At 38.4% G+C, this 19,933-nt stretch carries 15 protein-coding genes; 8 read left to right on the forward strand and 7 right to left on the reverse strand.

The genetic code is table 11. The annotated features are described in order from the left end of the window. Window positions 1-463: 463 nt before the first annotated feature. Window positions 464-1,762 carry a serine hydrolase domain-containing protein gene (locus AC07WY_RS12635; protein ID WP_494736470.1) on the reverse strand — a complete coding sequence of 433 codons (1,299 nt, stop codon included), beginning with the start codon at window positions 1,760-1,762 and terminating at the stop codon, window positions 464-466. Window positions 1,763-2,031: 269 nt separating this feature from the next. Here AC07WY_RS12635 and rpsO point away from each other — a divergent pair, with 269 nt between their 5' ends. The 3 genes from rpsO to AC07WY_RS12650 all read left to right on the forward strand — a co-directional run bounded on the left by rpsO (window position 2,032) and on the right by AC07WY_RS12650 (window position 6,016). After that, window positions 2,032-2,301 carry a 30S ribosomal protein S15 gene (gene rpsO, locus AC07WY_RS12640; protein WP_004725514.1) on the forward strand — a complete coding sequence of 90 codons (270 nt, stop codon included), beginning with the start codon at window positions 2,032-2,034 and terminating at the stop codon, window positions 2,299-2,301. Between the two features lie 255 nt (window positions 2,302-2,556). Beyond that, window positions 2,557-4,644 carry a polyribonucleotide nucleotidyltransferase gene (gene pnp, locus AC07WY_RS12645; RefSeq protein ID WP_171066865.1) on the forward strand — a complete coding sequence of 696 codons (2,088 nt, stop codon included), beginning with the start codon at window positions 2,557-2,559 and terminating at the stop codon, window positions 4,642-4,644. A 148-nt stretch (window positions 4,645-4,792) separates the two neighbouring features. Beyond that, entirely contained in the window at window positions 4,793-6,016 is a 1,224-nt protein-coding gene (locus AC07WY_RS12650) for a magnesium transporter CorA family protein (RefSeq protein ID WP_004725517.1), read from the forward strand. Window positions 6,017-6,023: 7 nt separating this feature from the next. Here AC07WY_RS12650 and AC07WY_RS12655 read toward each other — a convergent pair whose 3' ends face one another. From AC07WY_RS12655 to AC07WY_RS12675, 5 genes are all read right to left on the reverse strand, one after another. Further along, on the reverse strand, window positions 6,024-6,293 hold the full coding sequence (locus AC07WY_RS12655; RefSeq protein ID WP_004725519.1) for an HP1242/YdcH family protein: 270 nt from the start codon (window positions 6,291-6,293) through the stop codon (window positions 6,024-6,026). A 122-nt stretch (window positions 6,294-6,415) separates the two neighbouring features. Further along, window positions 6,416-6,754 (reverse strand): chaperone modulator CbpM, encoded by a 339-nt coding sequence (locus AC07WY_RS12660; protein WP_004725521.1) that lies wholly within the window; start codon window positions 6,752-6,754, stop codon window positions 6,416-6,418. Between the two features lie 41 nt (window positions 6,755-6,795). After that, window positions 6,796-7,764, reverse strand: coding sequence for a DnaJ C-terminal domain-containing protein (locus AC07WY_RS12665; RefSeq protein WP_239044788.1), 969 nt, complete (start codon window positions 7,762-7,764; stop codon window positions 6,796-6,798). A 347-nt stretch (window positions 7,765-8,111) separates the two neighbouring features. Continuing rightward, window positions 8,112-8,987: an Hsp33 family molecular chaperone HslO gene (gene hslO, locus AC07WY_RS12670; RefSeq protein ID WP_004725526.1), complete on the reverse strand. Its 876-nt coding sequence runs from the start codon at window positions 8,985-8,987 to the stop codon at window positions 8,112-8,114. 83 nt (window positions 8,988-9,070) lie between these two features. Next, the gene (locus AC07WY_RS12675; RefSeq protein WP_262087171.1) at window positions 9,071-10,966 is read right to left on the reverse strand and encodes a monovalent cation:proton antiporter-2 (CPA2) family protein; all 1,896 of its coding nucleotides are present in this window, start codon (window positions 10,964-10,966) and stop codon (window positions 9,071-9,073) included. Between the two features lie 468 nt (window positions 10,967-11,434). Here AC07WY_RS12675 and AC07WY_RS12680 point away from each other — a divergent pair, with 468 nt between their 5' ends. From AC07WY_RS12680 to AC07WY_RS12700, 5 genes are all read left to right on the forward strand, one after another. Further along, window positions 11,435-13,951: an RHS repeat domain-containing protein gene (locus AC07WY_RS12680; RefSeq protein WP_494736491.1), complete on the forward strand. Its 2,517-nt coding sequence runs from the start codon at window positions 11,435-11,437 to the stop codon at window positions 13,949-13,951. Window positions 13,952-14,086: 135 nt separating this feature from the next. Further along, entirely contained in the window at window positions 14,087-15,529 is a 1,443-nt protein-coding gene (locus tag AC07WY_RS12685; protein ID WP_494736471.1) for an RHS repeat-associated core domain-containing protein, read from the forward strand. Further along, window positions 15,519-16,004, forward strand: a complete 486-nt coding sequence (locus AC07WY_RS12690) for a hypothetical protein (RefSeq protein WP_419337595.1) — start codon at window positions 15,519-15,521, stop codon at window positions 16,002-16,004. Before AC07WY_RS12685 ends, AC07WY_RS12690 begins: the two co-directional genes overlap by 11 nt. A 535-nt stretch (window positions 16,005-16,539) precedes the next feature. After that, the gene (locus AC07WY_RS12695) at window positions 16,540-16,992 is read left to right on the forward strand and encodes a tetratricopeptide repeat protein (protein WP_419337594.1); all 453 of its coding nucleotides are present in this window, start codon (window positions 16,540-16,542) and stop codon (window positions 16,990-16,992) included. A gap of 98 nt (window positions 16,993-17,090) precedes the next feature. Then, a complete protein-coding gene (locus AC07WY_RS12700; RefSeq protein ID WP_419337593.1) occupies window positions 17,091-17,483 on the forward strand; it encodes a hypothetical protein in 393 nt (130 codons plus the stop codon). 152 nt (window positions 17,484-17,635) lie between these two features. Here the strand turns inward: AC07WY_RS12700 and AC07WY_RS12705 are convergent, their stop codons facing one another. Continuing rightward, on the reverse strand, window positions 17,636-19,861 hold the full coding sequence (locus AC07WY_RS12705) for a primosomal protein N' (protein WP_494736472.1): 2,226 nt from the start codon (window positions 19,859-19,861) through the stop codon (window positions 17,636-17,638). Window positions 19,862-19,933: the final 72 nt, after the last annotated feature.

Below are 19,933 nucleotides of genomic sequence, written 5' to 3' on the forward strand. Positions count from 1 at the left end.
ACTGCGAACTTACATGAAAGTAAGTGATAAGAGGAAACTTACAGCCGCTAAGCCTTGTAGTTTTGGGAGAGACTACAGGGCTTTTTTATTGAAATTAAATTCTGAATTTTTTACTTCAAAGAGAATCAAATTATTTAAATTTAGTAGGTTTTTTTAAAGGCTACAACCATTGCCTCTATGTACGTTATTTCTCACATAATCTTGCGGTAAATGCGACTTCTGTTCAATGTCTGTCACAGGCATAATAAGTCACATAAGGACATAATTGGTCACATGGTTGTGAAATAAGTGTCATGTACAAAAACAAAAACTGCTTAGGGTACAAGCAAATACTATAAATAAGATAAGCACAATAACTAAACAAGAAACTACAGCGCAAAGGAAAAGCCCTAAGAGTAATCTTAGGGCTTTTTCATATTTTATCTGTTGCGTTTAAACCAAAACCGCTGTTTAAACCGACAATTTAAACCAATTCGGTTTCTGTTCGATCTGTGCCAAATAATGCTCGACGTTGTGTTTTAGGGATCTTAGGACACTGAGTAGAAATTTGATAAAGCGTTTGCGCCAGAGCAGGAATATGTGTTCCAACTACAGCTTTGCCTGTATTTAAAATACTGACGCTAATATCACGCTCTGGATCAGCCCAGCAGAGAATGTTGGAAAAGCCTAAATGACCAAAGGCTTGCCCCGTCATTGGCCCAAATATACCCACTGGGTTACTGCCGAGCATAGGCCCCAAAGCATAGCGCATCGGTGCAAGTAAGGTTCGGTCGATGTTGGTGGTTGAGGTAGGCAAAGTTGCACGAAATACCGTTTCAGGACTCATGATTTGCTTGCCATTATATTGACCGCCATTCAATAACATCTCAAAGAAGCGATTGGCTTGTTCAGCACTGGTGTAAATATTGCCCGCAGGGCATACCGTATCCATAAAACGTGGATCATTGGTCACATCGACAGCAAGCTGTAAGCCACCACCGAGCACATGGTTTAAATATAAGTCTGTACCGAGTTTAGGGTGTACACCAGTCGGGTAATTTAAAGCAACTTGATCTCTATATTCTGGTTTTAAGCCATAGTTGAAAAATTGCATATCCATCGGTTTTTCAATATGTTCATGTAAAAACTGACGAATATCTTGCCCTGTTACCCGCTCAATCAATTCACCTAAAATATAGCCTGCAGTAACAGCGTGATAAGCCAAATGCGTACCAGCAGGTGAAATGGGTTGTGCAGCGTAAAGGTGTTGTAAAATTTGATCTTTGTCAAAAAGCAGTTCTGGGGTGACTTCCATTTCTATCCGTGGAATTCCACCACGGTGGGACAATAAATGGAAAATTGTGGCACGGCGCTTGCCATTTTGTGCATATTCAGGAATGTAATAACTGATCGGATCTAATAGATTGATTGCACCTGTTTCATCTAACATGTGAATCAACATTGCTGTAATTATTTTTGATGCTGAAAATAGACAAATCGGGGTGTCTGGATTGGCAAGTACCGCATCTGAAGCCAGACCATCGGCAGAATTACCAGACGCATAACCCAGACTACGATTGAGAATAATCTCACCTTTGCGTCTTAAGCACATGGTGATCAGGGGATGGTTGCCTGTTTGATACAGGTTTTCAATACTTTGCCAAATCTTTTCAACTTGTTGTTGGGTCATCCCTCCCAGTTCTGGAGAAACTTCATTTTTGCGCTGCGTGATACTGCTTAAGTCCTTGGGTACATAGCAGGTATTGGTTGAAAACAATTTCACAATCTTTTTCCATGATTATTTTTATTCCACGGCAGTGTGAACTGAGTTGAGCATGATGTCAGTGTCCCAATTGCCATGCGATTTGTAAAAAAAATGCAATAGTTTGGTAATTAAGCCTTATGGGATATGGTTGTACGATATTTTTGCAATCTCACCCCACTTCCTTTAAAATAGGCGACTGCTGTAGTGATGCACGGCAGTTAAATTGATTTTGAAGAATCAATTTGATTTGTATCAAATATTTAAATTAAGCATCTCGGAGAAATCGAATGGCTTTAACAAACGCAGATCGCGCAGAGATCGTTGCAAAATTCGCTCGTGCTGAAAATGACACTGGTTCACCTGAAGTACAAGTTGCTTTATTGACTGCTCAAATCAATGATTTGCAAGGTCACTTTAAAGAACACAAACACGACCATCATAGCCGTCGTGGTTTGATCCGTATGGTTAACCAACGTCGTAAGCTTCTTGACTATCTTAAAGGTAAAGATGCTACTCGTTACAGCGATTTGATTGCTGCTTTAGGTTTACGTCGTTAATTCGATTTAAACTTTTATTTTCGGATTATTGCATGCTGAATGCTGTACTGATGAAAACTAAAGTCTATCCAGTATTTACTGGATAAAAGGGAAGGGGCGAATATTCGCTCCTTCTTCGTGTTTAAAATTAGTCTAACTAAAGATTTATTGTCTAGTGAGGTCGGCTTCTAAGCTTTGTCATTTATGCGGTTGATGTGAATGCCAAACCTTAGGGGTCTCCACTAGAATAAAATTAGGAAACAAAAATACATGTCAATGTTTAATGTTATTCGTAAAGAATTTCAATATGGTCAACATCAAGTTGTACTAGAAACAGGTCGTGTTGCTCGTCAAGCAAACACGGTTCTTATTACAATGGGTGGCGTAACAGTACTGGTTGCTGTTGTTGCACAACCTACTGCTAAAGCGGGTCAAGACTTCTTCCCACTTACAGTTAACTATCAAGAAAAACAATATGCTGCGGGTCGTATCCCAGGTGGTTATGGTAAGCGTGAAGGCCGTGCTTCAGAAGCAGAAACTTTAATTTCTCGTTTAATTGACCGTCCAATTCGTCCGTTGTTCCCAGAAGGGTATTACAACGAGATCCAAGTTACTGCAACAGTTGTGTCTTCAGACAAAACTATGGATGCTGACATTGCTGCAATGTTAGGTACGTCTGCTGCACTTGCAATCGCTGGTACACCTTTCCGTGGCCCAATCGGTGGTGCACGTGTTGGTTTGATCAATGGCGAATATGTCCTTAACCCAAATTTAGAACAACTTGCTCAATCTGACCTTGACCTTGTCGTTGCAGGTACAGAATCTGCAGTATTGATGGTTGAATCTGAAGCAAAAGAACTTTCAGAAGACCAAATGTTAGGCGCTGTGCTTTTCGGTCATGACGAAATGCAAATTGCGATCCAAGCGATTAAAGAGTTTGCTGCTGCCGCTGGTGCAACAGAATCAACTTGGACTGCTCCAGTTAAAAACGAAGATCTTCGTGCAAAATTAAAAGACGCATTTGAAGCTAAAATCTCTGAAGCGTATACCATTGCTGTTAAGCATGACCGTTATGCTGCTTTAGATGCACTTCAAGCTGAAGCAACGGCTCAATTCGTTCCTGAAAATGACGAAGCTGGTATTGCAGATGACTTAAACGAATTATTTGAAGATCTTAAATACCGTACTGTGCGTGACAACATCCTTTCAGGAAAACCACGTATCGATGGTCGTGATACTAAAACTGTTCGTGGATTAGACGTACAAGTGGGTGTGTTAGATCGTGCTCATGGTTCATCATTATTTACACGTGGTGAAACTCAGGCGTTGGTTACAACGACTTTGGGTAATACACGTGATGCGTTGATGGTTGATACTTTGTCTGGTACAAAAACTGACAACTTCATGTTGCATTACAACTTCCCTGCATATTCTGTAGGTGAAACAGGTCGTGAATCTGGTCCTAAGCGTCGTGAAATTGGTCATGGTCGTTTAGCACGTCGTGGTGTACAAGCTGTTCTTCCACCAGCTGATCGCTTCCCGTATGTGATTCGTATTGTATCTGACATTACTGAATCAAATGGTTCATCTTCAATGGCTTCTGTATGTGGTGCTTCATTATCACTTATGGATGCAGGTGTTCCTCTTAAAGCGCCAGTTGCGGGTATCGCAATGGGTCTAGTAAAAGAAGGCGAGCGTTTTGCTGTTCTTTCTGACATCTTAGGTGATGAAGATCACTTAGGTGATATGGACTTTAAAGTTGCTGGTTCTGCAAACGGTATTACTGCGCTTCAAATGGATATCAAAATCGAAGGTATCACAGAAGAAATTATGGAAGTTGCGTTGAATCAAGCCTATGCAGGTCGTATGCATATTCTGAATGCAATGAACCAAGTGATTTCACGTGCACGTCCTGAAATTTCTATGCATGCGCCAACATTCCAAGTGATCAATATCAATCCTGATAAGATCCGTGATGTGATTGGTAAAGGTGGTGCGACAATCCGTCAAATCACAGAAGAAACAAAAGCAGCGATTGATATCGAAGATAACGGTACTGTACGTGTATTTGGTGAAACCAAAGCAGCTGCTCAAGCTGCGATTGCAAAAATCCAAGCGCTTACTGCTGAAGTTGAACCAGGTAAAATCTATGCTGGTCGTGTGATTCGTATCGTTGAATTTGGTGCGTTTGTAAATATCATGCCAGGTACAGATGGTTTACTTCACATCTCGCAAATTTCAAACGAACGCGTTGCAAACGTGACTGATATCTTGGCTGAAGGTCAAGACGTTAAAGTTCAAGTTGCTGACGTAGACAACCGTGGTCGTATTAAATTAACCATGAAAGATGTAGACCAAGCATAATATTTGCAAGGTTTAAATCCTTTAGGGTTTGATTAAAACTTAATACAGAAAAGACTGCCTTGTGCTTCGCCAAAGTTACAACTTTGGCTTGCTCAGGGCTTTTTTTATGGCATGATGCATAACAATAAAGACCAAAAATATCGTGAATATGCAAAGCTTTTATTTTTTTCAACACACAGATGAACCTTATACCTGTATACAAAAAGAACCTGTTTTTAATGCAGAGCAACAATTTGTCTGGGTGGATTGTACCCGTGAAGATGTGGTCAATCGTGCTGAGCTATGGCAAAAAGAAATCTATAATGCGACCGAAATTCATCTCAATGAATACCATATTCGAGATATTTTAAATATCGAACATCCATGCGCATTTGATGCAATGGAAGATTATGATTTATTGATTTTTCGTAAATTAATTACCCCAGATGATCAAATCGATAGTGGCGAAGATGCGCTTGAACAGCATGATCGTGTTTTTGGTTTGGCGTCCTCGCCAGTCAGTTTTATTATTACTTCACAAGCTTTAATCACCATTCATGAAAAGGGCAACCATGCCTTTGAAAGTTATCTTGCACGTATTTTCAATATCATGAATAAGAGTTTAGAAGAACAAAATAAACCACGTAAATTACCGACTACGCCTTTAGATTTAGCACTGCGCTTGCTGAATAGTATGATTGATGGCTATTTGGATTTACGTAATCCTCTGTCTCGTCGGGTTGAATTCTGGCAACAAGAACTATTGCAAGGCAATCGCCGTTTTACCAAGTGGCATCAACTGTTTCAAGAGAATCTGGTTTTTCAACAAATTGAAAATTTGTGCGAAGAACAAATAGATTCCCTACAGGAACTTCGAGATGAAATTGTTGAAAACTATGCACATTTAAAAGGTAAAAAGCGCACTGAAAAGCAAGATATTATGTTGGTTCGCGTGGATGATCTGGTTAGCCATGTTGAGCGTATTCAAAAATATACGGTACGCTTAAGTACCGCAATTCAAACTGCAATAGATTTACACTTTTCTGCAATCGCCAATCAAACCAATGAGAATATGCGAATTCTTGCGATTATTACTGCGGTGTTTGCGCCATTGACCTTATTAACAGGGGTATATGGAATGAATTTTGAGTTCATTCCAGGTCTACGTAGCCCGATAGGTTTCTGGGTGATGCTGGGTGTGATGTTGGGCTGTACGATTGGGCTGTTAATCTATTTTTACCGCCGTCATTTGGTTGGACGCGGTGAAAGAAGTGTGATTGATATGTTGGCACAACAACATAAAAATCAGCACGTCAATTTACTCTGGTTTTTAGATTATGAACCGATCAAACAAACCATGAAAGAAGTCGAAAAAATCACAAAACTGAAATAATTAAGCATTATTCTAGTTGAGGATTTATCTGAGCTGTCTTTTGTAAAATTAAGTAGAGTTGATCTTTTAATCTTAATTTTTTCCGCTTGAGCTGCTCAATATTTTCATGAATATGATTGAGTGGATCAAGCTCAAGGTGACTGATTTCACGATCAAGTTCATCGTGGTCAATCAAAAGTTTAGCAAAATGCGGATCTTCTTGTTTTAAACTACACATGAGATCGCGGTGTTCTGGGAACATGTGTTTCAACTTTTTATTCATTACTTTCGAATTCATCAGAGCTCATTAACCTCTTTGTCAGAAAATTCTAAACGAAAAAACAAAAACGGAGAGACAAGTTCTCCATCATGACAGGTTAAATATTAACCTGTCACTAGGCATTAACATTTTGAAATGAATTAATGAGTATGAAGGTGAAGATGTTTGACTTGTTTACGCAATTGTTGAACTTCATCAAGTAAATCCATCATCATTGCAACGGCAGATAAACTGGCTTCAAAGTCACGTTGTAAACGATAAGCACGACGTGCGCGTGAGATGTCTTCTCCAAAAAATTGATGAATACGGTCTTCAGGACGTGCAGGTAAAATTTCATATTCAAGCAATTGCAAAATCCAATCCGGACTTTGACCGCATGCCTCAGCAAAGTGCTTGAGATCTAGATTTAGGTTTTCATCCACGATTTCTGCATCATGGAAACCGTCATAGACAATTTCACGATATTGAATAGTTGTCATGATTGCTCTCCTTTAGCAAGGCTATGTTGGTATCTATAAAATTATGAACGAGGATTAAAGTCAGTAAAAGCATCAGCAAATTGTTGATAGGCTTTTTGCTGTGTTTCGGTGGTTGCTTTGGGATAAACAATATTGATCACCAAATAAAGATGACCTGGTGTTTTATGCGGTATCCCTTTGTCTTTTAAACGGAGTTGCTGATTGGGTTTGGCATTTTGTGGCACAGTAACTTTTACTTTACCTGCTGGGGTATCAATTTCAATACTTTGACCAAGTGCTGCTTCCCAAGGTGTGACATCAACCGTGTAATAGACATCAGCACCTTCAACACGGATACGGTCAGTGTCTTGGTATTGGATCTCAATATAAAGATCGCCATTTTCACCACCGTTAATTCCAGCTTGTCCTTGTTTTGCAAGGCGAATTTGCTGACCTTCTTTCATTCCTTTGGGGATTTTAACTTGGAGGGTTTTCCGTTGTACCTCGGGTTCACCATAGGCATTATAGGTTGGGATTTGTAAGGTGATACTCTGAGTTGCGCCTTCATAACCAATGCTTACAGGAATTTCAATACTGGCATGTTGGTCTTCACCTTTATAGCTGCGTTGTTGCTGAGAGCCGCGTTGCCCAAAATCTTGTTGATGTCCACCGCCAAAACCGCCACCGAAACGTCCAAATAGATCTTCAAAACCACTAAAATCTTGTCCACCATTGCTACTGTACGAACGATGGAATTGGCTACCATCAAAACCACTTTGACCTGTAGATTGCCCACCAAACCCACCTGTATTGGCATAGGGGTTATCGAGTTCAAAATCGTATTGCTTTTTCTTTTCTTCATTGCTTAAGGTGTCGTAGGCGACATTGATGGTCTGCATTTTTGCTTCAGCATCAGTTTCTTTACTCACGTCAGGATGATATTTACGTGCGAGTTTTCGATAAGCTTTCTTAATTTCGTCTGGTGTCGCATTTCTAGAAACACCCAAATCTTCATAATAATTTTTTGCCATACTTAAGGTCATTATTTTGTTTAACTTTATTCTAGTTTTATGCCTTTTTGGCTACATATGGAAGAGCAACTTAGTGTGGTTATTGTTTCAAAACTTATCTAGCGCAAAAGCCCGCTTATGCTGATAAAGGTGGTGTTTCATGTTCTATGGGCTTTGTGTGTTCGGGTTGGTGCTTTGGTTAAGTAAATGACGATTCTAAATAGCTATTCAACCTTTTAATTTATAACACTTGCTGATTATGCTTTGAATTTTAATTGAAAAAAAAAGAGCAAACTGAATTTGCTCTTTTCTTGGTAAAAATCGATAGTTAAATTTTTGCAAATTTAAACCATTCAGATCTTAATAGATTAACTCAAATGCTCACCAAACAGATTTAAAGCTTCTTTTGCAGTGAACTGATATTTTTTATTGCAAAATTGGCAATCCATTTCAATTGGATTTTGAATTTCTAGAGTTTCTTTGACCGCATCTAGACCAATCTGGATCAATGCATTTTTGCATTTATCGCGTGAACAGGTGCAGTTGAATTGAAGCTGTTCAACGTCTGGTAGACGAACTTCTTCTTCATTGTATAAACGGTAAAGAATTTCTTGTGCGGTTAAATCCGTCAATTCTTCAGGCTTTAAGGTCTGCGTCAACATAATCAAACGTGGCCATAAGTCTTCATCTACACGTTGCTGTTCTTCTTCATTATTACGAGGTAATAACTGAATCAGTAAACCGCCTGCATTGTGATGGGTGCTTGCCAAGACAATACGTGTTGGAATTTGTGCAGAAAGGTCATAATACTGCATTAAACAAGCCGCAAGCGTCGGTTGATCAAGTGGCACAATCCCTTGATAACGCTCACCAAATTCAGGTTCAATATTGATAAATAACACAGGTTGTTGCAACGTGCTGAGCACAGTACTGCTGTCTTCACTCAACATAAAATGCGGATCTTCTTCATAATCTGCAAGTGCACGTACATCACCTAAATGGTTGCATTCAGCCATCGCCCATTTGAATGTACCTTGTGCTTGAATTTGTAAGCTAATACGTCCTTTAATTTTTAATGTGCTTGCAAGTAATGCTGTTGCACTCAACATTTCACCCAATAAAATGCGTACAGCAGGCGCATAATTACGCTGCGATAGAATCGTTTGTAGTGCTGTATCTAAATGTACAATTTCACCACGTACAGGGCTATCTTCAATATAAAAACGTTGACGTAAATCAGACATAAAATTCTCCAAATCCCTGTTTAGATGGTGGCGATATTATAAATCACAAGTTTATTTCACCTGAAAAACGCTGCATCTTAAAGTTAATTTTCGTCATCACGCATAATATTAATACGATCATGCTTGGCATGTGTGGTTTGAGCTTTTGCTGTGGGTCTTTCTAAGCCTGATTCATCCAAATCTGGAACATCTTTATATTGCTCAGGATTGTGGTTTTCAACTTGCGCATCGCTTTCAAACAGGTGCTCAAGCTCCGAAATAAAGTCCCGATAGCTTTCAAAAAGCTTTTGCTCATCGGTATAAATACGCTGTTGACGTGTTAACAGTTCTTCATCGTAGTTTCTAAATAGCTCAACACTATCATAAGCCTCTTGTTTACTCATGCCCAGTTCACACAATGCTCGATAACCCATCCCCAATGAAGTCAAATAGGTTTCACGCCAAATATGTTTAACTCCGACATCACGTAGGAGATGCATGTGATAACGATCTCGTGCTCGAACCAATAAGGTAAGGTTTGGATAATTGAGCAAAATATGTCGCGCAACATTCATTGAATCTTCAACATTATCAATTGCCAATACAAAAACCTTGGCCTGCTCAATTCCGGCTGCACGGAGTAAATCGGGTTGAGTCACATCGCCATAATACAAAGTACCACCATAGCGTCGAACAAAATCAATTTTTTGTAAATTATTATCAATGGCGGTAAAAGTAAAATGACGGATACGTGCCAAACGAGCAACAATTTGCCCTACACGACCAAAACCAGCAACAATAAGAGCAGGGTGTTCGTTGGGAATCTCATCGTATTTCGGCGCACTGTCTTTATTGATTAATGGCAATACTTGCGTACTTACCAGCCAAAAGAAGATTGGGGTCAGTACCATGGATAAGGTCACAATTAAAGTGATGGGCTCCATGATTGCTTCAGCCAATACTTTTTCGCTTTTTGCCACGTTTAATACCACAAAGGCAAATTCACCCCCTTGGGCTAAACAGGTTGCGACCATTAAACTGTTGGTCCAACTCATTTTTTTATAACGTGCAATGGCTACCATCGCGATCATTTTGATCAGAATTAAACTGACTGCGCCACCAATAATCAGTAATGGCATATCTGCAATTAACGAGATTTGCGTGGTCATTCCCACCGTCATAAAAAATAAACCGAGCAATAAACCTTTAAAGGGCGCAATACTGGCTTCAAGTTCATGACGGAATTCAGAGTCAGCCAGAAGCACACCTGTTAAAAAAGCGCCTAAGGTTGTGCTGATCCCGAGTGTATCCATCAACAACACCACACCCAGCACAATAAATAGGCCAACAGCTGTGATCAGTTCTGTTGCACCACTTTTTGCCACAAAGCGGAAAAATGGTCGCATCACATAACGGCTAAACAGAAATAAACCCGTGAACGTGGCGATAATCGCAGCAAAGTAAGCAACGCCATGATGACTCGATTCGCTGCCCGCTAAGAGAGGGATGATGGCAAGTAATGGAATCGCAGCAATATCCTGAAACAGTAAAATCGAAAAGGATTGCTGACCATGGGTGGTATTGAGTTGTTGTTTTTCTTCCAAAAGTTGTAAAACAAAGGCGGTTGAAGAAAGTGCTAAGGCAAAACCAATCACAAAACTTGCGGGGAGTGATTGTTGAAAGATTAAATAGATGGTTCCCATCAGCACCAAACCAGTAACCCCCACCTGTAAACTTCCCATCACAAAAATGGATTGGCGCATTTCCCATAAACGCTGTGGTCGAAGTTCTAAACCAATCAGGAACATCAGTAAAATCACCCCAAATTCTGCAAGGTGCATGATTTCCTCTGGATCATTGGCGATGTTAAACGCGCTTGGACCCAGAAGTATTCCTGTAAATAAGTAACCCAGTACGGTGGCGATACCGAGTTTTTTCCCTAGAGGAACCAGAATTAATGCTGCACCAAGGAAGATGGTGATTTGGAGTAACAGTGACATTCACTTGCCTTAAGTTTTTTTCTTTCTTTAGAAATTGTAGCGTGATTTTGTGATTGACTTGGATATATTTATTAAGAAATTGTCTTTTTACCCAATAAAAATTTAAAAGTGATTAGCGAGGTAAAAACGAGAACTGATGTGTAAATAAAGTCGTGATAATAAATTGTATTGAAAATCCATTACTTTATATGGCGGTAGATTTTTTGCTTTTTTCTAAATGATCTCTTTAAGCTGATGATAGCAGGCTTAAATGGAATACTATATTTTTCAATTTATTTAGAAAATCTTAATAAATGGCAAATTTTATTTAAAAAATCAATTGAGAATGATTCTTATTTAATTTTTAGCGTGATACAGTATTCTGTAGTTCAAGATTTACTGAGAATAAAAATGAGAATATTTGTACTATTATTTTTTATAATTTTTTTTCCAATCAAAACATTTGCTATAGCTTTAGAAGCATGCCAAATGGAATATCAACTATGTAATACTAGAACTGATTGCAGTTATTGGGAAAGAATAAAATCACAATGTGAAAATAGTCATGGAAGAAATTTTTTTCCAGATTTTGGTGGAAGCGGGGGCGTAGGTCAATTACCAAGAATAGAAGTAGAGGCTATAAAACCAAGTCCACTCCCTAGTATATATGATCCTTGGCCTGGTGGTGGTTCTGGTGGGGGAGGTGGTTCTACGAGCACGGGTCCAACGTCGAGTTCTGAGGATACGGAGCTTGTTGTTCCTGCTTTTGAGGCAAGGGAATGTTCCGCGGATAGTACTTCTAATCCTATCGTGATTGCAAATGGGAAAAAAATACAGCAGGAGCTAGATTTTACAACCACTGGTGAGATGCCTTTAGCGTTTATTCGCTATTATGATTCTTTTGCTACTGGTACTGCGAATTTTTCAGTCAATGGAAAATGGAGGCATAATTTTGATTATCGTTTAGCTATAGATCCCCAGGGAAAGAGAGTTCGACAATTACCTAATGGTGAAAATTATTACTTAAATGAATTAACGCGTATTCAGAAATCTAATAACGAATTTATTGTTACCCTACCAGATGGTGGGGTTGAAACTTATACACTAAATGGAAGGTTGCTTAGTAAAAAGAATGCTTATGGTATCGGTTGGATACTTTCTTATGATGAAAATAAAAGATTAATTAAAGTCACACATACAAATGGAAGATCTATTAAGTTAATTTGGTATGCGGGTGAACTCTCAGAAGTGATAGACCCTGCTGGAAATATTTATTCATACCACCATAACTACCGCTCACTTTATCTAGTTTCTTATCCTAAAAATACAGGCACACGTACATATTATTATGGCGAAAATGGAGCTGACTCTTATCATATGCTGAGTGGGATATGGATAAATCGCAAGCCTTACAATAGTTATTATTTTAATGGAAACAAAGCAGTTCAAAGTGGCCGGAGTGATGGTACACAAGTTGATAGGTTAACTTTTGGTGATAATTATACAATTGTTACCAATCCTTTAGGTGCAGTTATTAAATATATTTATACAGATAATAAAAAAAATAAACTGGCTAAAGTAGAAAGAAGTGGGGTAAATAACTGCCCGAATAGCAGTATGGAAAATACTTACGATAACAATGGATATGTGATTTCCACCAAAGACTGGAATGGCGTAGAGACACAATATCAGCGTGATCGTTTTGGCAGAGTCACTCAAGAAACTATAGGTATCCAAAATGGTAATGCTTCCAATGCGTATATCAAAAAATATAGCTACCTTGGAGAAACCAGTTTAATCACTCAAATTCAAATGCTTGATGGATCTAATCGTTTAATTCGAGAGGAAACTTATAGTTATTATGCTGCCAATGAACCCACTAAAAACCGCTTAAAAAGCTTCTCCGTCTGCGACCAACACAGTTGTCGTAAAGAACAATACAGTTATACCTTCCATGCCAATACGATGCTGGCAACGATGGCCGTCACTAAAAATGGAAAGATCAGCCGTTATATGTATGACACAGCTGGAAATCTGATCGAGTTTAAGAATGCCTTGGGGCAAACCACGACATATAGCAATTATGATGCTTTAGGCAATGTGGGTAAAATTACTTCAGCCAATGGGCAAGACATTCAATACAGCTATGACAGTCGGGGGCGAGTAACCAGTGAAGCCTTAAAAAATTCACTGGCGAGGTATATCCAAACACGTTATGAATACGGGCCCTTCGGCCGTACCAAAACCAGCTATCCAAATGGAATGGTTGAAACAACGACTTATAATGATAATGGAACGATTGCCAGTATTAGTCATGGTACCGATGGCAATGTCATTAGCCAGCAGAACTACAGTTATTCCAATTTGGGTGTCCTACAACGAGTAGAGTATCGTGAAGGTAATACTGTTCGCTACGCTCGAGCAAATGACCAAAACCAGTTGGGTTGGATAACAGCAGACAAAGGTAATAATGGTCAGAACATTGCTCGGGAATATGATGGCAATGGCAATGTGATTAAACAAAGCAATGCACTGGGCCAGGTAAAAACCTTTAGCTATGATGCCATGGGGCGTTTGCTGACAGAAGGTCAGCCAGATGGCTCAATTGTAAGATACACATGGGATTCCCTGGGTAACTTAACCTCAGTCACTGATCCAGCTGGTAATACAACCACCTATAGCTATAACGGTTTCGGGGAAGTTCTTACCCAGAAGAGCCCAGCCACCGGTCAAACCAGCTACACTTATGACAATGATGGGAATCTCATTAGCTTGACCCGTGCCGATGGCAGTATCACCAATTATAACTATGATGCCTTGAATCGAAAAACTCAGGCCAGGACAGGTGATCAGGTTCAGGTCTGGCGTTATGATGACTGTACATTTGGTATCGGCCGTTTGTGTGCAACGTCAGATGGGGTAACGGGTAAAGGATATGGTTATACCAAATCAGGCCAACTCACCGTTCAAGTGACTAAAATTGATGGTACAGAATACAATTATTAATGGTTATACGATGATTATGACCGTGTGTTTCAAGAAGGTCATGAACTAATATTTAATACCGTGTATATATATGACGAACTGAATCGAGTCAAGGAGGTAATATTCAAATTCGATACAGATATTATCATAACTGTGGTGAGTAATATTCTTTATGAACCCTATGGTGGAGTTAAAAGTTGGACCTATGGCAATGGTCTGACTGAAAAGCGCAGTTATGATCAGGATTATCGCTTGACTGGTATTCGTGGAAACTTACAAAACTATGATTACAGCTACAACAGCAATGACTGGATCACGCAAGTCAAAGATGTTGTAGACGATAGCAAGAGCCTTAGTCATGAATATGATGCGATGGGCCGTTTACTTGGTTCTAGTACAAATGTACAAGCACTAAGATGGGGCTACGATACGGGGTCGAACAGACTGAACCAGTCCAGTAATGCAGCACGTTATGAAATTTCTGCTGGAAATCAGCTTAAATCAATGACCACTGCTGCGGGTATACAATCGTATAGTTATGACACACTTGGAAACTTAACTGCTCGTACAGGTCCGGTCGGGACAGCTAATTACAACTATGCTTATGATGGTTTTGGGCGTCTTAAAACAGTGAAATCAGGTGAAAGCGTTACCCGTTATGATTATGATGTGGACAATCTTCGCAGTCGTAAAGTCAATGGTTCAGCCCACACAGATTATATTTATACGCCTGATGGTCGTTTAACAGCAGAGACATGGCGAGTTGGTAGCATAGGCCGTTTCTATATCTGGTTAGGTGGCGAACCTATCGCTCTGTTCACAAGAGGTGATGTACATTTCATACACAATGATCATTTGGGTCGGGCAGAATCAATTACTGCCCCAAATAAGTCGGTGGTGTGGAAGGCTTCTAACGGTAGTTTTGGGCGTACAGTGACGAATGAAACATTAGGTGTTTTTAATCTTGGATTCCCTGGGCAATATTATGATGCAGAGAGTACACTTTGGTATAACTGGAACCGTTATTATGATGCAAGTATAGGGCGTTATACTCAGAGTGATCCGATTGGATTGGCTGGAGGTTTAAATACCTATGCTTATGTAGGAAATAATCCTATAAATTTTGTAGATCCAAAAGGGCTTGAAGTTAGAGCTGTTTTAAATCGCACTACAAATCGTTTGGCCGTTATGGATATAGATACGAAACAGATGGTTGTTACCACAGCATTTTCTGGTGGTCATATATCAATGGGGCAAATTGTAAGTCCAGGGTCAGGTAAAGAAATACCTGCACCTAATGGAACTTATATTATTACGAATAATCCTAATCCTAAAAATCATCAAGTTGGATGGTATGGTTTATTAAGAAAAGGAGATGGTAAATTAGATGATTTTTACAATGGGCGTGGTGGCTTTCGTTTACATTCAGGCACAGTTAGCCATGGATGTGTAACTGTTGATAGTACTAATAATAACAATTGGGAAAAAGTTTCAAAATTATTGAATAGTACGAAAACATCTCAAGTCACATATGAAGAACCATGGTATTCCCCAAATAAACCGATGACTCGGTATGGAGAAATAGAAATTGTTAACTAAAAATAAATTACGTTTATTCTTGTTTTCTTTAATGATTGGTCTTCTTTTAATAGGATGTGTTTATTTAATTTCTATATTTCATAAGTTAGATTTTGTAGAGTCTAATCTATTAAAATTTAAAGTTGTGAATATATGTATGAGGTTGCCTAGTGAAAAAATACCGACTTATTTATGGACCTCTATCGACTATGAGATTAAAGAAAATCAAGGTCTAGAACAGAATGAAAGAGTAGATTTTTATACTGCTCTTTTGGTCACTTGTGGTGATAAAATCTCAAGAAATCATGATCAAAGCTTAATTTTTTATGAAAGTGTAAAGTTAGAAGATACTGAATTATTAATCAATGACTTAAAAGAATTTATCAGTAGACATAGATCTAAAAACGTATCTGGAGATGAAATCCAAATGTTGGAAAATTGGGTAGAATATTTTGATGTTAAGCTAAAAGAGAGAAGTTATGATAAAGGAAAATAGTTTTAATTATCTTAGATAGTGTTGAGAATGTAAGATTTAGTTTTCTCCAAAAGAAATATTATAAATGATGTTGGGATTTAATCTATGAGGTTACGACTTGTATTTGTTTATAGGCTCCACAGGGGCTGTTTTATAGTTTTCTATTCTTGTTGTTAATGTAAGGTTATAAATATGAAAAATTTTAAAATATTTCTATTTGCTATAATTTACCTCTTATTGGTTATCACAGCTTTCTATTTAGGAAGTGTACTAAACTCTTTTAGCTTAAACCTATGCTATTCAGAAGCAATGGCTTCTCTCTCTAGTCAATCCAAATCAATGATCAATTCAAATGATCAAAAAAAGAAGCAGCAATTTGAATCGATGTTAAATAGTTTACCACTCAATGGATATGAAACAGACTGTGAAAAGATTAGAAGGATTATTCACTAATAGATTGAAATTATTTTAACAGTTAGAGAGTGATATTTATTTATATAATCTAATTTGTGGAGCAATAGGTAGGGGGGATAAGTGTAATTAAAAGGAGAAAGTTTTGAAAAATGATGAATTGATACAAACAGCCCGCGAGCTAGTAAAACAAGATATTCCAGATTACGAACAAGCTTATAAGCTATTAGACCTTGCATATAAACGAGGATCTCCAGAAGCAACTTACGCAATTGCAACATGGTATTTACATGGTGGTCATTTTTTGGAACAAGATTATGTCAAAGGAACTGAATATCTAAAAAAAGCGGCAGAAATGAAATGGCCTGATGCAATGTATGATTTGGCTGTTAGTTATGAAAGAGGAGTATATGTTTCTAAAAATCAAAAAAAAGCGTTTTTATTATATTTACAATCAGCTTTAAGAGGCTCATCTGAAGCGGTTTATGAAGTTTCTAGATGCTATTATTTTGGTATCGGTACTAGAAAGAATAAAGTTCTTGGAGCTATTTGGTATGATCGAGCAGAAGAGTTAGGAAGTGTTCGAAATGATGATTAACTCTTAATATTGAAACTTCTACTTGATACTAAATATTAACTATTCAACTTTTTTTAGTTTTCTATGGCTAGGTTGAAGAAATAGGAGGGAGGTTACTAATGGATAGTAAAATTAATCCTATTTGGGCAGACATAATAGGTAGTAGAAATATTTTACTAAATAGAAGGATAAATGAGTGTGTTGCCCCTTCCCTTCGAGACGCAATAGATAATTTGTCATCTATTCCAGTTGAAAGTACGCGGAGGATATTTGATTTTTGTTTAAGAGAAGTACTATTGCAAATACAATCCTCAGATTTCTATAGTGCAGGTATGATTTTGAATTTGATACATAATCTACCTCTAACTATGGAAAAAGCAAAATCATGGGATGTTGATTACTTTTTATCTATTGAATTAAGTACTTTTTTGGAAAACTTCGAAATAATCATATCTGCTAGAAAAATAGTATTTTTTATCTGTCGAGAGCTAAGTCCTAAATATATTGAATAAAAAGTATTGAATTGGAATCAGCACCATGAAATTGATAAAAATACTGATAATTACAATTTACTTAATGGCAGGAAGTGGTTGTAATACATCAATATTCGGTTATGCAAGCAATTAAATCAAGATATGAGGATATTCAACATACAACAATAAACTCAACTCAATTCTTGCGGATCAACATCTATGGTGACTTTCATCGTAGAAGGTTTGCTATGTAACAGCTGTTGCCACCATTGGCGAATATAAAAATGCATTTTTGCCCGATCTTGAGAAAGCAAAACCACATGGGCTTGGTAACGCCCTGCTTTACGCTCCATTGGCGCTGGAATCGGTCCCCAAATATCAATTAAATTCTCTTCGGCAGTTTGTTTAAGGAGCTGCGTCATTTCAGTCAAAAACTTTAAATTTTCTTCCTGATACTTTGAATCACAACGGATCAAAGCTGTATAACGAAAGGGTGGAAGTAGTGCTGCTTGGCGATCTTTTAAGGTTTGTTTGGCAAAGGTCCGATAGTCATTATGAATCAAGGTGTTTAATAACGGATGATCAGGTCTTAGGGTTTGTAAATAGACCTCACCTTTCATTTCACCACGACCCGCACGGCCAGCAACTTGAATAATCAATTGCGCAGTACGTTCTGTAGCACGGAAATCCACGCTCAATAAACCTGCATCGATATCCAAAATTGCCACTAAGGTGACATAAGGAAAGTGATGTCCTTTTGCCAGCATTTGAGTGCCAAGTAAAATGGTCGGTTCGCTTTTTTGGATTTGATCATAAATCTTTTGCCAACTACCAACCCGACTGGTTGAGTCACGATCTACGCGTAGAACGGGGAAATGAGGGAACAACTCATTCAAAGTTTCTTCAACTTTGGCGGTTCCCATACCGATAGGCTTTAATTGTTGTTGATTGCATTGTGGGCAAGTATCAGGCATACGGTTAATCGTACCACAATGGTGGCAATGTAAATGCTGATAAGGCTTTAAATGCAGGGTAAAGTGAGCATCGCAGTTGGGGCAATTGGCCTGCCAACCACAACTTTCACAGATAAGCACGGGGGCGTAACCGCGCCGATTTAAAAAAATCAGAACTTGTTCTTTTTTCTCTAAACGTTTTTTGATTTCAGCAATCAAAACATCACTTAAGCCATGCTGTTTTTTTGCCACTTTTAAATCAATCAAATGCATTTTCGGCATGATTGCGGCACCAGCACGTTGATTTAACTCAATCCGTGTCAGCTTTTCTTGGCGAGCAAGATAATAACTGTCGATGCTTGGCGTGGCAGAACCTAAGATAATCGGGCAATTTTCTAAATGTGCACGATACATGGCCACATCGCGAGCATGATAGCGAAAGCCTTCTTGTTGTTTAAAAGAAAGATCATGCTCTTCATCTAAAATAATCAAACCCAAATGTGGCAAAGGCGTATAAATTGCAGAGCGTGTACCTAAAATAATAGAGGCTTTGCCCGTTTGCGCATGCTGCCATGCTTGTAAACGTTTAGTATCATTTAAGCCTGAGTGCAGTAAGGCGATATTGCAATGAAAACGTGATTGAAAACGACTGATGGTTTGTGGGGTTAAGCCGATTTCAGGCACTAAAACCAAGACTTGTTTGCCTTGTTTAAGTACTTCATGCATCACTTGCAAATAAACTTCGGTTTTACCACTCCCAGTTAAACCATCCAATAGAAATGCTTGATATTTTTTTTGCGCTTTTAAAATCGCTTGAATGGCTTTCTTCTGATCGTCATTTGGCGTGAGTGGCATCTGTGCCAATTGCACAGGTTCTGGCGTGACATTTTGTGGTTCCAAATCACAACGAACAATGTCTTTTTTCTCAAGGACTTTGAGTGTGGCTGTTTCAACACCACTTAAATTAAGAATATTTTCCTGTGTCCCTTTCGGGTGTAGCTTTAAAATTTTATAGGCTTCTTGTTGTTTTTCAGAACGCTTAACTTTGTCTTCGGCATGTAAGTCTAAAAGTTTCCAGATACGTGCCAATAAATTATAAGGTTTACCTTGACGTAATAAGGTAGGTAACGCCGTTTGAATCACTTCACCGATAGGAAATTGATAATATTGTGATGACCATGTCAATAAACTTAAAACTTTACTGTCTAGAATGGCCTGTTCATCTAACAGTTCAGTAATGGCTTTGAGTTTAAAATGGGAATCCACAGGTTCATCAATCGGTACTTTCTTAACAATAACACCAATCAGATTTTGTCTGCCAAAAGACACTGCAACACGCGCACCGACTTCAGCTTGCGCATATTGTTCAGCGGTGACTTGGTAATCAAAGCAGTCATTCAAATAGACTGGAACAGCAACTTGAATACGATAAATCGTCTGTGGCGTAGCAAGGGTATTCGACATTTTTAATTTAGTGACTCATTAATTTAGTGAGGCTGTGATGAAATTGTTTCATGTCCAGATTCGGCTTGTGTT

This window comes from Acinetobacter sp. GW821-FHT01C12, from assembly GCF_059422625.1.

Coding starts and splice junctions, on each gene's coding strand:
- rpsO (WP_004725514.1), top strand. CDS start 2,032: ATGGCTTTAACAAACGCAGATCGCGCAGAGATCGTTGCAAAATTCGCT.
- pnp (WP_171066865.1), top strand. CDS start 2,557: ATGTTTAATGTTATTCGTAAAGAATTTCAATATGGTCAACATCAAGTT.
- AC07WY_RS12650 (WP_004725517.1), top strand. CDS start 4,793: ATGCAAAGCTTTTATTTTTTTCAACACACAGATGAACCTTATACCTGT.
- AC07WY_RS12655 (WP_004725519.1), bottom strand. CDS start 6,293: ATGAATTCGAAAGTAATGAATAAAAAGTTGAAACACATGTTCCCAGAA.
- AC07WY_RS12660 (WP_004725521.1), bottom strand. CDS start 6,754: ATGACAACTATTCAATATCGTGAAATTGTCTATGACGGTTTCCATGAT.
- AC07WY_RS12665 (WP_239044788.1), bottom strand. CDS start 7,764: ATGGCAAAAAATTATTATGAAGATTTGGGTGTTTCTAGAAATGCGACA.
- hslO (WP_004725526.1), bottom strand. CDS start 8,987: ATGTCTGATTTACGTCAACGTTTTTATATTGAAGATAGCCCTGTACGT.
- AC07WY_RS12675 (WP_262087171.1), bottom strand. CDS start 10,966: ATGTCACTGTTACTCCAAATCACCATCTTCCTTGGTGCAGCATTAATT.
- AC07WY_RS12680 (WP_494736491.1), top strand. CDS start 11,435: ATGGAATATCAACTATGTAATACTAGAACTGATTGCAGTTATTGGGAA.
- AC07WY_RS12700 (WP_419337593.1), top strand. CDS start 17,091: ATGGATAGTAAAATTAATCCTATTTGGGCAGACATAATAGGTAGTAGA.
- AC07WY_RS12705 (WP_494736472.1), bottom strand. CDS start 19,861: ATGTCGAATACCCTTGCTACGCCACAGACGATTTATCGTATTCAAGTT.